Source organism: Streptomyces sp. NPDC058308 (genome assembly GCF_042880275.1).
Classification (GTDB): Bacteria; Actinomycetota; Actinomycetes; order Streptomycetales; family Streptomycetaceae; genus Streptomyces.
On sequence record NZ_JBHVZA010000002.1, the window covers coordinates 322,348 to 339,697 of the forward strand.

Annotated in this window: 20 protein-coding genes; 5 read left to right on the top strand and 15 right to left on the bottom strand. The window is 73.0% G+C overall.

Annotated features, from left to right (window positions below):
• Both ACFVYL_RS04045 and hisI read right to left on the bottom strand, forming a co-directional pair.
• Positions 1-1,509, bottom strand: coding sequence for an anthranilate synthase component I (locus tag ACFVYL_RS04045; protein ID WP_389712732.1), 1,509 nt, complete (start codon positions 1,507-1,509; stop codon positions 1-3).
• Positions 1,510-1,520: 11 nt separating this feature from the next.
• Positions 1,521-1,916, bottom strand: a complete 396-nt coding sequence (gene hisI, locus ACFVYL_RS04050; protein ID WP_389712733.1) for a phosphoribosyl-AMP cyclohydrolase — start codon at positions 1,914-1,916, stop codon at positions 1,521-1,523.
• A gap of 82 nt (positions 1,917-1,998) precedes the next feature.
• Between hisI and ACFVYL_RS04055 the strand changes: the two genes are divergently transcribed.
• The gene (locus tag ACFVYL_RS04055; RefSeq protein ID WP_389712734.1) at positions 1,999-2,634 is read left to right on the top strand and encodes a TIGR03085 family metal-binding protein; all 636 of its coding nucleotides are present in this window, start codon (positions 1,999-2,001) and stop codon (positions 2,632-2,634) included.
• 50 nt (positions 2,635-2,684) lie between these two features.
• Here the strand turns inward: ACFVYL_RS04055 and ACFVYL_RS04060 are convergent, their stop codons facing one another.
• The 10 genes from ACFVYL_RS04060 to hisD form a co-directional block, all read right to left on the bottom strand.
• Positions 2,685-3,935, bottom strand: coding sequence for an MFS transporter (locus ACFVYL_RS04060; RefSeq protein WP_389712735.1), 1,251 nt, complete (start codon positions 3,933-3,935; stop codon positions 2,685-2,687).
• 7 nt (positions 3,936-3,942) lie between these two features.
• Positions 3,943-4,524 (bottom strand): ArsR/SmtB family transcription factor, encoded by a 582-nt coding sequence (locus tag ACFVYL_RS04065; protein WP_389712736.1) that lies wholly within the window; start codon positions 4,522-4,524, stop codon positions 3,943-3,945.
• Between the two features lie 121 nt (positions 4,525-4,645).
• Positions 4,646-5,401: an imidazole glycerol phosphate synthase subunit HisF gene (hisF, locus tag ACFVYL_RS04070; protein ID WP_389712737.1), complete on the bottom strand. Its 756-nt coding sequence runs from the start codon at positions 5,399-5,401 to the stop codon at positions 4,646-4,648.
• A complete protein-coding gene (locus ACFVYL_RS04075) occupies positions 5,398-5,796 on the bottom strand; it encodes a RidA family protein (protein WP_389712738.1) in 399 nt (132 codons plus the stop codon). The genes hisF and ACFVYL_RS04075 overlap by 4 nt, the downstream gene beginning before the upstream one ends.
• On the bottom strand, positions 5,793-6,521 hold the full coding sequence (priA, locus tag ACFVYL_RS04080) for a bifunctional 1-(5-phosphoribosyl)-5-((5-phosphoribosylamino)methylideneamino)imidazole-4-carboxamide isomerase/phosphoribosylanthranilate isomerase PriA (protein WP_389712739.1): 729 nt from the start codon (positions 6,519-6,521) through the stop codon (positions 5,793-5,795). Before priA ends, ACFVYL_RS04075 begins: the two co-directional genes overlap by 4 nt.
• Entirely contained in the window at positions 6,518-7,159 is a 642-nt protein-coding gene (gene hisH, locus ACFVYL_RS04085; RefSeq protein ID WP_389712740.1) for an imidazole glycerol phosphate synthase subunit HisH, read from the bottom strand. The genes priA and hisH overlap by 4 nt, the downstream gene beginning before the upstream one ends.
• A 17-nt stretch (positions 7,160-7,176) precedes the next feature.
• Entirely contained in the window at positions 7,177-7,341 is a 165-nt protein-coding gene (locus tag ACFVYL_RS04090; protein WP_249590466.1) for a hypothetical protein, read from the bottom strand.
• A gap of 4 nt (positions 7,342-7,345) precedes the next feature.
• Positions 7,346-7,939 (bottom strand): imidazoleglycerol-phosphate dehydratase HisB, encoded by a 594-nt coding sequence (gene hisB / locus ACFVYL_RS04095; protein ID WP_389712741.1) that lies wholly within the window; start codon positions 7,937-7,939, stop codon positions 7,346-7,348.
• The gene (locus ACFVYL_RS04100; protein WP_389712742.1) at positions 7,936-9,042 is read right to left on the bottom strand and encodes a histidinol-phosphate transaminase; all 1,107 of its coding nucleotides are present in this window, start codon (positions 9,040-9,042) and stop codon (positions 7,936-7,938) included. Before ACFVYL_RS04100 ends, hisB begins: the two co-directional genes overlap by 4 nt.
• Complete coding sequence (hisD, locus tag ACFVYL_RS04105) at positions 9,039-10,370, bottom strand: histidinol dehydrogenase (protein ID WP_389712743.1); 1,332 nt, start codon at positions 10,368-10,370, stop codon at positions 9,039-9,041. Before hisD ends, ACFVYL_RS04100 begins: the two co-directional genes overlap by 4 nt.
• A gap of 220 nt (positions 10,371-10,590) precedes the next feature.
• Here hisD and ACFVYL_RS04110 point away from each other — a divergent pair, with 220 nt between their 5' ends.
• The 4 genes from ACFVYL_RS04110 (at position 10,591) to ybaK (ending at position 14,520) form a co-directional block, all read left to right on the top strand.
• On the top strand, positions 10,591-12,105 hold the full coding sequence (locus ACFVYL_RS04110) for an oxidoreductase (RefSeq protein WP_389713001.1): 1,515 nt from the start codon (positions 10,591-10,593) through the stop codon (positions 12,103-12,105).
• Positions 12,106-12,281: 176 nt separating this feature from the next.
• The gene (locus tag ACFVYL_RS04115) at positions 12,282-13,253 is read left to right on the top strand and encodes a hypothetical protein (protein WP_389713003.1); all 972 of its coding nucleotides are present in this window, start codon (positions 12,282-12,284) and stop codon (positions 13,251-13,253) included.
• Between the two features lie 2 nt (positions 13,254-13,255).
• Positions 13,256-14,002 (top strand): LON peptidase substrate-binding domain-containing protein, encoded by a 747-nt coding sequence (locus tag ACFVYL_RS04120; RefSeq protein ID WP_389712744.1) that lies wholly within the window; start codon positions 13,256-13,258, stop codon positions 14,000-14,002.
• A gap of 17 nt (positions 14,003-14,019) precedes the next feature.
• On the top strand, positions 14,020-14,520 hold the full coding sequence (ybaK, locus tag ACFVYL_RS04125; protein WP_389712745.1) for a Cys-tRNA(Pro) deacylase: 501 nt from the start codon (positions 14,020-14,022) through the stop codon (positions 14,518-14,520).
• A 159-nt stretch (positions 14,521-14,679) separates the two neighbouring features.
• Here the strand turns inward: ybaK and ACFVYL_RS04130 are convergent, their stop codons facing one another.
• From ACFVYL_RS04130 to ACFVYL_RS04140, 3 genes are all read right to left on the bottom strand, one after another.
• Complete coding sequence (locus tag ACFVYL_RS04130) at positions 14,680-15,363, bottom strand: DUF2567 domain-containing protein (RefSeq protein WP_389712746.1); 684 nt, start codon at positions 15,361-15,363, stop codon at positions 14,680-14,682.
• An 87-nt stretch (positions 15,364-15,450) separates the two neighbouring features.
• Complete coding sequence (locus tag ACFVYL_RS04135) at positions 15,451-16,275, bottom strand: ABC transporter permease (protein ID WP_389712747.1); 825 nt, start codon at positions 16,273-16,275, stop codon at positions 15,451-15,453.
• 34 nt (positions 16,276-16,309) lie between these two features.
• The gene (locus ACFVYL_RS04140; RefSeq protein WP_389712748.1) at positions 16,310-17,344 is read right to left on the bottom strand and encodes an ABC transporter ATP-binding protein; all 1,035 of its coding nucleotides are present in this window, start codon (positions 17,342-17,344) and stop codon (positions 16,310-16,312) included.
• Positions 17,345-17,350: the final 6 nt, after the last annotated feature.

Here is a 17,350-nt window from a genome sequence, read left to right on the forward strand (position 1 = left end):
CTATCCCTCACGGCCCGGACTGTCGTGCAGCCGGTTCGCCGTGTGGACGGCGCGCAGCACCGCGGCGGCCTTGTTGCGGCACTCGGTGTCCTCGGCGACGGGATCGGAGTCGGCGACGACCCCGGCTCCCGCCTGCACGTATGCCGTGCCGTCGCGGAGCAGGGCGGTGCGGATGGCGATGGCGGTGTCGGAGTCGCCCGCGAAGTCGAGGTAGCCGACGCAGCCGCCGTACAGGCCGCGGCGGGACGGCTCCAGCTCGTCGATGATCTGCATCGCGCGGGGCTTGGGCGCGCCCGAGAGGGTGCCCGCGGGGAAACACGCGGTGAGCACGTCGAAGGCGGTGCGGTCGTCGGCGACCCGGCCGGTGACCGTCGACACGATGTGCATGACGTGGGAGTACTTCTCGATCGACATGAAGTCGACGACCTCGACCGAGCCGGGTTCGCAGACCCGGCCCAGGTCGTTGCGGCCCAGGTCGACGAGCATCAGGTGCTCGGCGCGCTCCTTGGGGTCGGCGAGCAGTTCCTCGGCGAGCGCCTGGTCCTCCTGCGGGGTGGCGCCGCGGTGCCGGGTCCCGGCGATGGGATGGACCATGGCGCGCCCGTCCTCGACCTTGACGAGGGCCTCGGGGCTGGAACCCGCGACGTCGAACCCGTCGAAGCGGAACAGGTACATGTACGGCGAGGGGTTGGTGGCCCGCAGCACGCGGTAGACGTCGAGCGCGCTCGCCGTGCACGGCGTCTCGAACCGCTGCGAGGGCACCACCTGGAAGGCCTCGCCGGCCCGGATGCGCTCCTTGATGTCCTCGACGGCGTCCTGGTACTGGGGGCCGCCCCACAGGGCGGTGTACTCGGGGAGCTCGGAGGGCGGCAGGGCGGCGGGGGGCTGCGAGACGGGCCGGGAGAGGTCGGCCTCCATGACGTCGAGGCGGGCCACGGCGTCGGCGTAGGCCTCGTCGACGCCGGTGTCGAGGTCGTTGTGGTTGATCGCGTTGGCGATCAGCAGGACCGAGCCGTCCCAGTGGTCGAGGACCGCGAGGTCGCTGGTGAGGAGCATGGTCAGCTCGGGCAGGCGCAGGTCGTCCCGTTCGCCGGGGCCGATCTTCTCCAGGCGGCGCACGATGTCGTAGCCGAGGTAGCCGACCATGCCGCCGGTGAAGGGCGGCAGTCCGGCGGCGCCGGCCACGTCGCGCGGGGTGTGCAGTATGCCGACGGTGGCGCGCAGCGCTTCGAGCGGGTCGCCGGAGGTGGGGACGCCGACGGGCGGGGTGCCCAGCCAGTGGGCCTCGCCGTCGCGGACGGTGAGGGTGGCGGCGCTGCGGACGCCCACGAAGGAGTAGCGGGACCAGGAGTGGCCGTTCTCCGCGGACTCCAGGAGGAAGGTGCCGGGGCGCTCCGCGGCGAGTTTGCGGTAGAGGCCCACGGGGGTGTCGCCGTCCGCGAGGAGCTTGCGGCTGACGGGGATCACGCGGCGGTCGGCCGCCAGCTTGCGGAAGGTCTCGAGATCCATGGCAGCAGACCCTACTGACCGGGCGCGGGCGCGCCGGGCACGGACGTCACGGGCAGCACGTCGGTGTCGAAGCAGGTGCGGGTGCCGGTGTGGCAGGCCGCGCCGACCTGGTCGACCTGGACGAGGACGGTGTCCGCGTCGCAGTCGAGCGCGACCTCCTTGACGTACTGGAAGTGCCCGGAGGTGTCGCCCTTGACCCAGTACTCCTGGCGGCTGCGGGACCAGTAGGTGCAGCGGCCCGTGGTGAGGGTGCGGTGCAGCGCCTCGTCGTCCATCCAGCCGAGCATCAGCACCTCACCTGTGTCGTACTGCTGGGCGATGGCGGGCACGAGGCCGTCGGCGCTGCGCCTGAGGCGCGCGGCGATCTCCGGGTCGAGGTTGCTGCTGGGCGGCGGGACGCTGGTCATGAGCCCATTGTGCCGCCCGTCGGCGGGCCTCCCGACGGCCGTCCACTGGGCGGAAGGGCGGCTCGGCCGTAGGCTGGCTGACATGTCGACCCATGCGAAGCGTGAACGACTTCTCCTCGCCGACCTGTTGGAGGCGGAGGGCCCCGAGGCGCCCACCCTGTGCGAGGGCTGGAAGACCCGTGACCTGGCGGCCCACGTCGTGGTGCGCGAGCGCCGCGCGGACGCGGCGGGCGGGCTCCTGGTCAAGCAGCTTGCGGGGCGCCTGGAGCGGGTGCAGGGCGAGTTCGCCGCGAAGCCGTACGACGAGCTGATCCAGCTCATCAGAACGGGGCCGCCGAGGTTCTCGCCCTTCTCGCTCAAGCAGATCGACGAGGCGTCGAACGTCGTCGAGTTCTACATCCACACCGAGGACGTGCGCCGCGCGCGGCCCGGCTGGACGCCGCGCGAGCTCGACCCGGTCTTCGCGGAGACCCTGTGGTCCCGCCTTGAGCGCACGGCCCGTCTGGTGGGCCGCAAGGCGCCGGTGGGCCTGGTCCTGCGCCGCCCGGACGGCCGGACGGCGGTGGCGCACCGGGGTACGCCGGTGGTGACGGTGACCGGCGAGCCTTCGGAGCTGCTGATGTTCGCGTACAACCGGCAGGACGCCGCCGATGTCGATCTCGAGGGCGACAAGGCGGCGATCGCCACGCTGCACGAGACGAAGCAGCTGGGGCTCTGAACCCGCCCTCGCCCTCGCAGCACGGGAGTTCGACCCCCGAACCCGCCCTCTCAGTACGGGAGTTCGGCGCGGCGCAGGGCGCGTGAGCAGAGGCCGACGACGCCGCCTGCCGCGCTCAGCGCCGCGCAGGCCGTGTACACCGGTTCGACGCCCCACGCGCCGATCGCGGCGCCGACAGCCGGGTAGCAGAGCGGGGCCACGCCCAGGCTGAACAGGCCGGCCACGGAGGTGACGCGGCCCAGGTAGGCGGGGTCCGTGACGGTCTGCGTCAGGGCGCCGATCAGGGCGCCGCCGAGCCCGGTGCACAGGCCGGCGCAGAGCCCGGCGGCGGTGGCCGTCGCCACCGAGGGCGCGTAGCCGATCCCGGCCAGGGCGACCGCGCCGGCCATGACGCCCAGGGCCTGTACCGCCCCGGCCCGCGGTATCCGCCCGCGCACGGCGAGCAGCAGCGCGGAGAGCCCCGCGCCGGTGCCGAAGCCCGCGACGATCCACCCCATGCCGGTGGCGCCCCAGCCGCGCTCGTCGGCGAGCAGCACCAGGCCGATGTTGGCGGGGCCCGCGAAGCCGAGCTCCAGGACCGCCGACACGAGGGTCAGCGGGGCGAGCACGCGGTGGCCGCGGATGTACCGCAGCCCGTCGGCCAGTGGGCGGCAGGGCGGGCCACCGCGCACCGCCTCCGCCTCCGCCGCGGCGGGCAGCGGGCGCAGGCGTACGGCCGTCAGCAGCACCAGGGAGAGGGCGAACAGCGCGCCCGCGGCACCGAACGCGCCCGCCGGGCCGCCGAGCGCCACCGCGAGGCCGCCCAGGGGCGCCGCGACCACCGTGGCGACCCGCTGGGCGAGCGCGCGCATGCCCTGGACCCGGCCCAGCTGACCGCGCCGGGTCAGGCGCGGTGGCAGCGCGCCGACGCTCGGCAGGAAGAGTGCGTCGACGGAGCCGAAGATCAGCGCGAGGGCGGCGAGGAGCCAGACCCCGGGCGCGGTCACGAGCAGCAGCACGGCGGCGGCGAGCATCACCGCGCAGCGCACCGCATCGCTCCCGATGACCACGCGCCGCGGCCCGAAGCGGTCGGCGACGACTCCCCCGCCGAGCATCAGGGCGGCGCGGGGGACGGCTCCGACGGCGAGGACAAGGCCCGCCTGTCCGGGGCTGCCGCTGCGGGCGGCGGCCCAGGAGAGGGCGATGAAGTAGATGCCGTCGCCGACCATGGATGCGGTGTAGGCGCTCAGCCAGCGCAGGACGTTGCCGTCGCGGTGGGCGGGGCGGCCGGTCGCGGGCGGGGCGGATATCGCGGCGGTCACGGGGCCCTCAGAGCCGGAAGGGGAAGCTGGCCAGGTGGAGGGCGACGTTCTCGCGGTCCTCGGTGTCGCCCGCCGCCTCAGCGGCCCTGCCCCGCTCCTCGTACGTCTTGATGAGTGCGTGGATCTCGGCGTTGAGGCGGGTGAGTTCGGCCGGATTCAGCCGGGCGAGGAAGTCCGACTGGTCCGCCGCCGTGCGCCACTGCTCGCCCCATGCCGCCTGCTGGTCGAGGTAGGTCTCGTACTGCTCCCTGCGGTGGGCGATCAGGCCGCGGATGACGGCCGCGTGCGCCGCCGCTCCTTCCGGTGAGTCCTTGAAGTCCTCGTGCCGGAAGCTGAGGGTGTCCTGCGCGGCCCGCCACCAGCGCTCCCGCCCGTCCTCGCGCTGGGCCCGCGCCTCCTCGATGAGGCCGTGCTCCGCGAGCTTGCGCAGGTGGTAGCTGACCAGCGAGACGGCCTCGTCGACCTGCGCGGCGAGCTGCGAAGCGGTCGCGGGGCCGGCCACGCGCAGGGTGCTGTACAGCTTCATGCGCAGCGGGTGCCCGAAGGCCTTGAGGGTGCCGAGATCGGTGATGCGGCGGCGGTTCTCCATGCCTCCACGCTAGGTACGAAGGGAAAGTTGCGCAATATGCGTTGCGCAATTTCTCTTTCGCATCTGGTCAACGGAATGCCGCCACGGCCCGCGGGCCGTGGCGGCAACAGTCGTACTCGTCCTACCTGACCGGGTACCCGGCCTCCCGCAGCGTCCCCTTGACCTCGCCGATCCGCAGATCGCCGAAGTGGAAGACCGAGGCGGCGAGGACCGCGTCCGCGCCCGCCCCGACGGCCGGCGGGAAGTGCTCCAGCCTGCCCGCGCCGCCGGAGGCGATGACCGGGACCGTGACGTGCTCGCGCACCGCTTCGATCATCTCGATGTCGTAGCCGTCCTTCGTGCCGTCGGCGTCCATCGAGTTGAGGAGGATCTCGCCCGCGCCCAGCTCGGCCGCCCGGTGCACCCATTCGACGGCGTCGATCCCGGCGGACCTGCGGCCCCCGTGGGTGGTCACCTCGAAGGAGCCGGACGGGGTGCGCCGCGCGTCGACCGAGAGCACGAGCACCTGGCGGCCGAACCGTTCGGCGATCTCGCGGATCAGCTCGGGGCGGGCGATGGCGGCCGTGTTCACGCCCACCTTGTCCGCGCCGGCCCGAAGCAGCTTGTCGACGTCCTCGGCGGTGCGGACGCCGCCGCCCACCGTGAGCGGGATGAAGACCTGCTCGGCGGTGCGGCGGACCACGTCGTACGTGGTCTCGCGGTCGCCGGACGAGGCGGTGATGTCGAGGAAGGTCAGCTCGTCGGCGCCCTCGGCGTCGTACACCTTGGCCATCTCGACGGGGTCGCCCGCGTCGCGCAGGTTCTGGAAGTTGACGCCCTTGACGACCCTGCCGTTGTCGACGTCCAGGCAGGGGATGACGCGGACCGCGAGGGTCATGCGGCACCTCCCCGGTAGGCCTCGACCTCGACCTCGACGACCAGGCTGGGGTCTATGAAGCCGGAGACGATCAGCATGGAGGCGGCGGGGCGCACGTCGTCGAAGAGCTCCTTGTGGGCGCGGCCCACCTCCTCGACGTCCCGCGCGTGGGTGAGGTACATGCGGGTGCGGACGACGTGCTCGCGGCCGAGGCCCAGCTTCTTGAGGGCGTCGATCGCCGTCCGGAAGGCGTTGATCGCCTGCTCGTACGGGGTGCCCGCGTCGATGACGCCGTTCACCACGGACGTGCAGCCGGAGACCAGGACGAGACCGTTCGGCAGCTCGACGGCGCGGGAGTAGCCGATGGCGTCCTCCCAGGGGCCGCCCGAGCCCACCCTGCGCACGGCGTCACTCATGACGACGCCACCGCCGCGAGGGCCTCTTCGAGGGTGAAGGCCTTGGCGTACAGCGCCTTGCCGACGATCGAGCCCTCGACGCCGAGCGGCCCGAGCTCGGCGATGGCGCGCAGGTCGTCCAGGCTGCTCACGCCGCCGGAGGCGACCACGGGGCGGTCCGTCGCCGCGCAGACGTTGCGCAGGAGCTCCAGGTTCGGGCCCTGCAGCGTGCCGTCCTTGGCGATGTCGGTGACCACGTACCGCGCGCAGCCCTCGGAGTCGAGGCGCTCCAGGGTCTCGTAGAGGTCGCCGCCGTCGCGGGTCCAGCCGCGGCCGCGCAGCGTCGTGCCGCGCACGTCGAGGCCGACCGCGATCCTGTCGCCGTACTCGGCGATGACCTTGGCGACCCACTCCGGGGTCTCCAGGGCGGCCGTGCCGAGGTTGACGCGGGTGCAGCCGGTGGCGAGGGCGGCGGCCAGCGAGGTGTCGTCGCGGATGCCGCCGGACAGCTCGACCTTGATGTCCATCGCGCCCGCGACCTCGGCGATCAGCTCGCGGTTGTCACCGGTGCCGAACGCGGCGTCCAGGTCGACCAGGTGCAGCCACTCGGCGCCCGACCGCTGCCAGGCGAGGGCGGCCTCCAGCGGGGAGCCGTAGGAGGTCTCCGAGCCGGACTCGCCGTGGACGAGGCGTACGGCCTGGCCGTCGCGGACGTCGACGGCGGGAAGGAGTTCGAGGGTGCTCACAGGGTTCCGATCCAGTTGGTGAGGAGCTGGGCGCCGGCGTCGCCGGACTTCTCGGGGTGGAACTGGGTGGCGCTCAGGGGCCCGTTCTCGACGGCCGCGACGAACGGCTCGCCGTGCGTGGACCAGTGCACGTACGGGGCGCGCATCGCGGGGTTGGCCACTTCGAGGGACCAGTCGTGCACGGCGTAGGAGTGCACGAAGTAGAAGCGGGCGTCGTCGTCGAGGCCCTTGAAGAGCGGCGACCCGGCGGATGCCTGCACGGTGTTCCAGCCCATGTGCGGGACGATCTCGGCCTTCAGCGGCTCGACCGTGCCCGGCCACTCGTCCAGGCCCTCGGTCTCGACGCCGTGCTCGATGCCGCGCTCGAAGAGGATCTGCATGCCCACGCAGATGCCCATGACCGGGCGCCCGCCGGCGAGACGCCGTCCGACGATCCAGTCGCCGCGCACCTCCCTGAGCCCCTTCATGCAGGCGGCGAACGCGCCGACGCCGGGTACCAGCAGGCCGTCGGCGTTCATGGCCGTGTCGTAGTCGCGGGTGATCTCCACGTCGGCGCCCGCGCGCGCGAGGGCACGCTCGGCGGAACGGACGTTGCCGAAGCCGTAGTCGAAGACGACGACCTTCTTGGGAGTGCTCATGTCGGTGACGCCTCCCGTCAGTTCCAGTAGTCGAGCCGCATGATGCCCGCCACCAGGCACATCGCGGCTCCGATGGAGAGCAGCGTGATGAGGCTCTTCGGCATGCCCTGCTTGACGAAGGAGATGATGCCGCCGATCAGGAAGAGCCCGACGACGATGAGGATGGTGTTGAGACCGGTCATGGCTTTACAGCGCGCCCTTCGTGGAGGGGAGGATCCCGGCGGCGCGCGGGTCGCGCTCGGAGGCGTAACGCAGCGCGCGGGCCAGGGCCTTGAACTGGCACTCCACGATGTGGTGGGCGTTGCGGCCGTACGGCACGTGGACGTGCAGGGCGATCTGCGCCTGCGCGACGAAGGACTCCAGGATGTGCCGGGTCATCGTCGTGTCGTACGAGCCGATCATCGGCGCCATGTTCTCGGGCTCGGTGTGCACGAGGTACGGGCGGCCGCTCAGGTCGACCGTCACCTGGGCGAGGGACTCGTCGAGCGGGACCGTGCAGTTGCCGAAGCGGTAGATGCCCACCTTGTCGCCGAGCGCCTGCTTGAAGGCGGCGCCGAGCGCGAGCGCCGTGTCCTCGATGGTGTGGTGGGTGTCGATGTGCAGGTCGCCCTCGGTCTTGACCGTGAGGTCGAAGAGGCCGTGGCGCCCGAGCTGGTCGAGCATGTGGTCGTAGAAGCCGACCCCGGTGGATACCGCCACCTCGCCCGTGCCGTCGAGATCGATCTCGACGAGGACCGACGTCTCCTTCGTGGTTCTTTCGACCCGTCCTACGCGGCTCATGCGCCCTGCTCCTTCTTGAGTTCGCGTACCGCATCGAGGAACGCGTCGTTTTCGTCGGGGGTTCCCGCGGAGACCCGCAGCCAGCCCGGTACCCCGTTGTCCCGGACCAGGACGCCCCGGTCGAGGATCCGCTGCCAGACCGCGTGGGCGTCTTCGAATCGCCCGAACTGCACGAAGTTGGCGTCGGAGTCGGTCACTTCGTAGCCGATCGCACGCAGCTCGTTCACCAGCCGGTCGCGCTCCCGCTTCAGCTGCTCCACGTACTTCAGGAGCGTGTCGGTGTGCTCCAGGGCGGCGAGCGCGGTGGCCTGGGTGACGGCCGACAGGTGGTACGGCAGGCGTACGAGCTGCACGGCGTCGACGACCGCGGGGTCGGCGGCGAGGTAGCCGAGGCGGAGCCCGGCCGCTCCGAAGGCCTTCGACATGGTGCGCGAGACGACGAGGTGCGGCCGCCCCTCGAGCAGCGGGAGCAGCGAGTCGCCGTGGCTGAACTCGACGTAGGCCTCGTCGACCACCACCATCGAGGGCTTCGCGGCCTGCGCGGCTTCGTAGAGCGCGAGGACCGTGTCGCCGGAGACGGCGTTGCCCGTGGGGTTGTTGGGCGTGGTGATGAAGACGACGTCGGGCCGGTTCTCGGCGATGGTCTTCGTCGCCGCTTCGACGTCGATCGTGAAGTCCTCGCCGCGCGGACCCGAGATCCAGCCCGTGCCGGTGCCGCGCGCGATGAGGCCGTGCATCGAGTACGAGGGCTCGAAGCCGATGGCCGTACGCCCCGGGCCGCCGAAGGTCTGCAGGAGCTGCTGGATGACTTCGTTCGAGCCGTTGGCCGCCCAGACATTGGCGAGGGTGACCTCGTGGCCGCCGGTGCGGGTGAGGTAGCGCGCGAGCTCGGTGCGCAGCTCGACCGCGTCCCGGTCGGGGTAGCGGTTGAGGTCGCGGGCCGCCTCGCGCACCCGCATGGCGATGCGCTCGACGAGCGGCTCGGGCAGCGGGTAGGGGTTCTCGTTCGTATTCAGGCGTACGGGCACGTCGAGCTGGGGCGCGCCGTAGGGGGACTTGCCGCGCAGTTCGTCGCGTACGGGAAGGTCGTCGATGTTGGTCACTTGCCGGGCACCTTCCACCCGAACCGCGCTTTGACGGCCGCGCCGTGCGCGGGCAGGTCCTCCGCCTCGGCGAGCGTCACCACGTGGTGGGCGACGTCCGCGAGGGCCTCGCGGGAGTAGTCCACGATGTGGATGCCGCGCAGGAAGGACTGGACGCTGAGCCCCGAGGAGTGGCAGGCGCAGCCGCCGGTCGGCAGCACGTGGTTGGAGCCCGCGCAGTAGTCGCCGAGGGAGACCGGGGACCACGGGCCGACGAAGATCGCGCCCGCGTTCTTCACGAGCTGCGCCACGGCGGCGGCGTCGGCGGTCTGGATCTCCAGGTGCTCGGCGCCGTACGCGTCGACGACCTTGAGCCCCTCCGCCAGGCCGTCGACCAGGACGATCGCGGACTGGCGGCCGTTCAGCGCGGGGACGATCCGGTCCTCGACGTGCTTGGTCGCGGCGACCTGCGGCTCCAGCTCCCTGACGACCGCGTCGGCCAGGGCCACGGAGTCGGTGACGAGGACGGCGGCCGCGAGCGGGTCGTGCTCGGCCTGGCTGATCAGGTCGGAGGCGACGTGCGCGGCGTCGGCGGTGTCGTCGGCGAGGACCGCGATCTCGGTCGGGCCCGCCTCGGTGTCGATGCCGATGCGCCCGGTGAAGTACCGCTTGGCGGCGGCGACCCAGATGTTGCCGGGGCCCGTGACCATGTTGGCCGGGGCGCAGGTCTCGGTGCCGTACGCGAACATGGCGACGGCCTGAGCACCGCCGACCGCGTACACCTCGTCGATGCCGAGGAGCGCGCAGGCGGCGAGGATCGTCGGGTGCGGCAGCCCGCCGAAGTCGGCCTGCGGCGGCGACGCGAGCGCCATCGACTCGACGCCCGCTTCCTGCGCCGGGACCGCGTTCATGATCACGGACGAGGGGTAGACCGACCGGCCGCCCGGGGCGTAGAGCCCGACGCGCTCGACGGGCACCCACTTCTCGGTGACCGTGCCGCCCGGCGCGACCTGCGTGGTGTGCGGGGCGCGGCGCTGCTCGCGGTGGACGGCGCGGGCGCGGCGGATCGACTCCTCCAGGGCCTCGCGCACGACCGGGTCGAGCCCGGCGAGGGCCTCGGTGAGGGCGGCCGCGGGGACCCGGACCCGGTCCAGGCGCACGCCGTCGAACTTCTCCGCGTACTCGATCAGCGCCGCGTCGCCACGATGATGCACGTCCTCGCAGATGGGCCGCACCTTCTCCAGGGCGGCCGCGACGTCGAAGTCGGCACGGGGCAGCAGGGCGCGAAGGGCGGACCCCGACGGAAACTCCGTGAGGGCATCGCCGCGCAGATCGATTCGAGAGATCACATGGCCAATTCTCTCAGACCTTCTTTCGGCTCCGGTCGCCCGTATCACTGGCTGATATGAACCCCGGAAGACGGCGTTCACCACTAGCGTTCAGCCGGTCACGGAGCGGGCATGAAACAGGTGTGCGAGGGACGTGCACCCAGATCGGAGGGCGAAAGCAGTGGTCGACGACGCCGGCACCGGGGATCCGCCGGACGGGCTGACCGCCGCGGAGATCGGCATGTGGCAGGCCTTCCGCAACGGCAGCGTCTACGACCTCAGGTCCGGCGATCCCGCCGTCGACGATCCGCACGGCGGGCACCCCTGGGGCCCCGAGCGCAGCGTGCGGGCGCGCATCGTCTGCTGGCTGCTGCTGGACGGGCCGCCCGCGCTTGCGGGCCGGGTCTCCTCGCTGAAGCTCGCGGGCGTGCAGATCACCGATGCGCTCGATCTCGCGGGCGGCACGATCATCCCGTACACCGAGATGAAGCACTGCCGCTTCGAGAAGGAGGTGCTGCTGCCCGAGACCCGCTTCACCACGCTGCGGCTGGTCGACTGCTCGATCCCGCGCGTGGAGGCCGCCCGGCTGCACACCGAGGGCGACCTGCACCTGCCGCGCTGCCGGATCCACAACGGCATCCGCCTGACCGACGCCCACATCGGCACCGACCTGCTCCTGAACCAGGCCGTGGTCTACCGCGACCGGCGCAGCCGCTCCATCACCGGCGACGGCCTCACCGTCGGGCAGGACCTGCAGGCCGAGATGATGGAGTCGCACGGCGAGCTGAGCCTGCGCGGCGCGAAGATCGGCGTCTCGCTCAGCCTGCGCGGCAGCAAGCTCATCAACCAGTACGGGCGGCACGCCCTCAACGCCCCGCAGCTGACCGTCGAGCGCACCCTGTACCTGACCCCGGCGGCCGTCGGCAATCCGCCGCAGACCAGCGGCACGACACCGGCCCGCGGCACCCGCGTGCAGCGCTTCGAGTGCGAGGGCGGCATCCGCCTCGACGACGGCCGCTTCGGCGACGCCATCGACTTCGCGCAGGCCCGCTTCACCCTCCACAGCGACCAGGAGCTCTCGCTGCGCCGCGTCCAGACGCCCGAGCTCCGCTTCCTCGGCGAGGCGCCGCAGCGCGGGAAGGTGGTGCTCTCCGGCTCCAAGGTCGTCAACCTCATCGACCGGGCGTCGAGCTGGCCGGGCCCCGGCGGCCTCCAGATGGGCGGGTTCTCGTACGAGAACCTCGTCCCGCAGGGCACCTTCCCGCTCGCCCGGCGGCTGAGCTGGGTGGCGGCCGCGACGGCCGAGTACAACCCCGAGCCGTACGAGAAACTGGCCGCCGTCCTGCGCAACGGCGGCGAGGACGCGGACGCCCGCGAGGTCCTCCTCGCCAAGCAGCGCCGGCGCCGCGAGACGCTGCCGCTGGCGGCGAAGCTGTGGGGGTACGCCCAGGACTGGACCGTCGCCTACGGCTACCGGCCGGGCCGGGCCGCCGTCTGGATGGCCGTGCTGTGGGCGGTGAGCGCGGTGGCGTTCTCGCGCGCCGAACACCCGGCGATCAAACCGGGCGAGCACCCGAACTGGGACCCCGCCCTGTTCTCCCTCGACCTCCTGCTGCCCGTCATCAACCTCGGCCAGGACACCTACTGGCAGCTGAACGGCGGCTGGCAGTGGTTCTCGACCGTGCTGATCCTGCTCGGCTGGATCCTGGCCACGACCGTGGCGGCGGGCGCCACCCGGCTCCTGCGCCGCAGCTGAGCGCCCGGGCGGCCGAACCGTTACGCGTGGCCGGGCAACCATCCCCGTCCTGCGACCGTCATCCCAGCGACCGACAAACGAGCAACCACGACGGTGACCGGCGAGCCCGCGCGAGCGGCGCCGGTTGAGGCGCAAAGGAGGGCACGGTGCTGCGTGCCTTCATCCGTACCGCCCGCATGGTCCGGCACACCCCGCGGCTCGCCGCCGGGCTGCCGCCGGACGACGAGGTACTCCTCGACGTGCCCGACGAGCGGCTCGCCCCCGCCCTGGTCGCGGCGGGACGCGGCGACTACGGTCCGGCCTCGAAGGTCCTCGCCACCACCCGCGAGGCCGCCGAGTGGGAGAACCGCGACCGCTACACCACCCGGCTCGCCGCGTTCGCCCGCTCCCGCCCCGAGTGGTTCGACGACTGGCTGAACGCCTCCCCGCACGACCCGGACGCCCTGCTCGTCAAGGCCGAGCTCGCGGTCGTGCGCGGCTGGGAATCGCCGGCCCGCGCCGAGCTGCTGCGCGAGATGGGCCCGCTGCTGACCGCCGCCGCCGAGGCCGCCCCGCGCGACCCGGTGCCCTGGCGGATCGCCCTCGACCACGCCCGCGGCACGCACGCCCCGCACACCGTCTTCGAGCAGCTGTGGGAGGAGGCGGTGCGCCGCTCCTCGTACCACTACGGCTGCCACGCCTCCGCCCTGCAGTATTTGTCGGCCGCCTGGTACGGCTCGCATCGCGAGTGCTTCGACTTCGCCGAGCGTGCCGCCGCCGACGCGCTGCCCGGCTCGCTGATCCAGGTCCTGCCGGCGCGGGCCGCCTTCGCCTACCTCACCAGCCCCTCGGGCAAGGTGCCGCGCGAGCGCCTGGACGCGGCGGCGGACCTCGCCATCGCCCTGTCGCACGAGTACGAGGCCGGGGACCCCTGGCCCGCCGAGGTCCGCAACCTCCTCACGTACGTCCTGACCCGCCTGGAGCGCTGGGACGACGCGCTGGCGCAGCTGCGCCTGATCGGGCCGTACGCGACGTCCTTCCCGTGGGACCGGATGTCCGACGATCCGCTGGGACAGTTCCTGGAGCTGCGCGACGGCGTGCGCATCGAAGTGGCGTCGATGACGCCGCTGCGCACTCCGCGCGGACCGAGCCGCTCCGGCGACCATTAGGCTTGCCGGTCGTGACCACCCGGCTTCCGCTCTTTCCGCTCAACTCGGTGCTGTTCCCCGGGCTCGTGCTGCCGCTGAACGTCTTCGAGGAGCGATATCGCGCCATGATGCGCGAGCTGCTCAAGACCCCCGAGGAGGAGCAGCGCCAGTTCGCCGTCGTCGCGATCCGCGACGGCCTGGAGGTGGCGCCGAGCGCGCCCGGCCTCCCCGACCCGACGGCGCTGCCCGAGCACGGCCCCGCCGCGGGCTTCGGCGGCGACCCGCTCAAGGCCTTCCACGCCATGGGCTGTGTGGCGGACGCGGCGACCATCAGGGAGCGCGCCGACGGCGGCTTCGAGGTCCTCGCGACCGGCACCACCCGGGTGCGGATCCACTCCGTCGACGCCTCCGGCGCCTTCCTCACCGCGGAGGTCGAGGAGGTGCCCGAGGAGCTCGGCGACGGCGCGGGCACGCTGGCCGAGGGGGTGCTGCGGGCCTTCCGCTCCTACCAGAAACGGCTGGCCGGGGCGCGCGAGCGCTCGCTGTCGACGGGGGCCGAGCTGCCCGACGACCCGTCCGTCGTGTCGTACCTGGTGGCCGCGGCCGCCGTCCTGGACACCGGCACCAAGCAGCGGCTCCTGGAGGCGCCGGACGCCGTCTCGCGGCTGCGGGACGAGCTGAAACTGCTGCGCTCCGAGACCGCGATCATCCGTAACCTGCCGTCCCTGCCCGCGACGGACCTCACGCGCGGGACGACCAGTCTGAACTGACGTAAGGCACGAGGACCTTGGCGAAGAAACAGAAGAAGCAGCAGGCGGGAGGCACGCCGGCGACGGTGGCGCTCACCGCGGCGGGCACCGCCTTCACCGTGCACGCCTACGAGCACGACCCGGCCCACCCCTCGTACGGCGAGGAGGCCGCCGAGGCCATGGGCGTCCCCCCCGACCGGGTCTTCAAGACGCTGGTCGCCGAGGTCGACGGCGAGCTCACCGTGGCCGTCGTACCCGTCGCGGGCTCCCTCGACCTGAAGGCGCTGGCCGCCGCGGTCTCCGGCAAGCGTGCCGTGATGGCCGACCCGGCGGCCGCCGAGCGCACCACGGGGTACGTGCGGGGCGGCATCTCGCCGCTCGGCCAGCGCAAGAGGCTGCGCACGGTCCTGGACGACTCGGCGTCGGCGCACGCCACGATCTGCGTCTCTGCCGGGCGCCGCGGCCTGGAGGTCGAACTGGCACCGGGCGACCTGGCGGGGCTCACCGGCGCGGTGCTCGCGCCGATCGGCCGGACCTAGGCCCCGCGCCGCTTACGACGCGAAAGTGCCCTCGACACGTGTCCCGCCCGGGACTAGTACCGAGGGCATGTCGAAGAAGACGCGCATGCGGAAATGGCGGGCGAAGAAGCGCAAGGCCAACCACGGGAAGCGCCCCGCGTAGGGGCCCGCCCGGCCGGTCTACGAGCCCGAGCGCGTTCCCTCGGGGTAGTCGTCGTCCCTGGGGCCCGCGTACGCCACCGGCGCCGGATACGGCTCCGGGTCCCGGGGGCCGAACAGCCCGGTGAGGCCGAGGTGCACGGCCAGCGCTGCCACCGGCCAGGCGAGGAGCGTGCCCTTGGCCTTGAGTTCGAGCGGCGCGTCGAAGACCACACCGGTGCCGACGGCCTTGGCGTGCGCCACGACGTCCGTCTCGGGGCCGAGCCAGATGCCGGCCCGCCACGCGAGCAGCGCGCCGAGCAGACTGCCGAGGGCGAGCCCGGCCACCAGGGGGACGCCGCCGCGCCGGTGCAGCAGGAACACGATGACGCCGCAGACGACGCCGAAGCCGAGCGCAAGCAGCGTGAACGTGCCGTCCACGCCCATCGCCTGCTCGCCCTCGGTGTCCTTGAGGTACACCGTCCTGCCGTCCGAGATGAGCGGCACCCGCGGCGCGAGCCACATCCACAGCGCGCCGAGCAGCAGGCCGCTGACGGCCACCGCGACCAGGATCACTGCGGACTGCCGCACTTCGGTCTTCATACCGGGGCCGTCCTCCTCGTACCGTTGAGGAGACGTCGCTCCCGACGGCTGCGCGGCTGCCTGCCAGGGGTCGTGCGGGGGTTGGTGGTGCGGCGGTTGGGAGGGTGTCAGCGGTGCGGTCACCCTCACATCGTGCCAGGCCCACCCGTCTCCCGGCCGCCGCCCCTCACAGAAGCGCCGCGCGCTCCCCCTATTTGTCGGTGCGGCGCGTCACCGGACGGCCGCCCGGCGGAACGCCCACGTCGCCACGGCGAGCGAGACCACGCCGACCCCCGCGCAGACCCCCAGGTCGAGCGCGACCACGGCCCAGTCCGGATCCGGCCCGAACGTACGGGCGAAGGCCTCCACGCCGTACGTCGAGGGCAGCAGGTCCCGCGCCCACTGCAGCACCGTGGGCATCCGGTCGGCGGGGAGCACACCCAGCAGCAGCGCCGCCGACATGCCCATCTGCCCCAGGAGCGTGGCCAGTTCGGGCCGCGGCGCGAGCAGGCCGAGGGCCGCGCCGAGTCCAGCGAGCGCGGCGCCGGCGAGCGGGATCACCGCGACGAGCACCCACAGGTGGGTGAGCGGCAGGCCGAAGAGTCCACAGCCGACGATCGCCGTGACGAAGGTGCCGGGCACCGTGAAGGAGGCGTACGCGGCGGCGGCGCCCAGGACCACGGCGGCGGGCGGCACGGGCAGCGTGGCGTAGTGGTCGAGCCCTCCGTCGGAGCGGAGCTGCCCGAAGTACTGCGCGAGCAGGTTGAGCGCGACGAACGCGACGACGAGCACCGAGGAGCCGGCGACCACGGCCCGCGCCTCACCGCCCCCCTCGACGACGCCACGCATCAGGATCATGATCCCGACGGACTGGAAGGTCGCCACGAACAGCAGCGGTATCCGGGCGACCCGGGCCCGGGACAGCTGGGCCCGGTACACGGCCGAGAGCGCCGGGAACAGCCGCGCCGCAGGGGCGAGGGGCGCGGGCCCGCCGGCCTCCTGCGCCGCCCGGGCGCTCTCGGCCCGCACGGCGGCTTCCAAGGGAACCGCACTCACCGAACGCCCCTCCTGCTCAGATACCTGTCAGCCCTCACGATTTCACCAGCCCCCGCCCGCTCCCGCCCAGCGCGAGATAGACGTCCTCCAGGCTGGGCGTGGCCAGCGTGAAGTCGTCGAGCGCGGCGAAGGCCGCCCCGCCGGTCACCGCGGCGACGGCCGCCCGCGCCGCGTCGGGCGCCAGACGCAGGGACCACCGGCGGCCCGACTCGACGGCGAGCGCGCGGAGCGCGGCCACCTCGGGGACGTTCAGCGGCGCCCGCTCCCGCCAGACGAGCTCCACCCGGACCTCGTCGGCGACCTGCTCCTTGAGCCCGGCCGGGCTGTCGCAGGCGATGACCTTGCCCTGGTCCAGGACGGCGACCCGGTCGAGGACGGTCTCGGCCTCGATGACGTTGTGGGTGACGAGGACGACCGTCGTGCCGTGTTCGGCCCGCCGCCGGTCGATCGCCGCCCAGACGGCACGGCGCGCGACGGGGTCCATTCCGGTGGTCGGCTCGTCCAGGACGAGCAGGGGCCGCTCCCCCACCAGCGCGGTGGCGAAGCAGGCGAGCCGCCGCTGCCCGCCGGAAAGCTTCTTCAGCGGCCGCGAGGCCAGCGCGGTGAGGCCCAGTTCCGCGAGGACCGCGTCCCGCTCGGCCCGTGCCCGCGGCAGGTCGAGGCCGCGCAGCCGGCCCGTCGTCTCGACGGCGAGCGACACGGTCAGCTCGTCGAGGGCGGTGGACTCCTGCCCCAGGTAGGCGAGGATCCGGGCGGCCCGCTCGGGGTGGCGCACGATGTCGTGGCCGAGGATCTCGACGCTCCCGCTGTCGGGCCGCATCAGGCCGGTCAGCTGGCGTACGAGGGTGGACTTGCCCGCGCCGTTGGGGCCGAGCAGGCCGAAGATCTCGCCGCGTTCCACCGTCAGGCGGATGCCGTCGGTGGCGCGGATCTCGGGGGTCGCGGGCCTGCCGCGCCGGGCGCGGGCGGCCGGGTAGGTCTTCACCAGGTCGCGCACCGCGCAGACGGCGTCGCTGCCGTGTTCCTGACGGAGTCCCTGTCGGACTGCCGGTGCCGGGCGCGTACTCACGAAGGA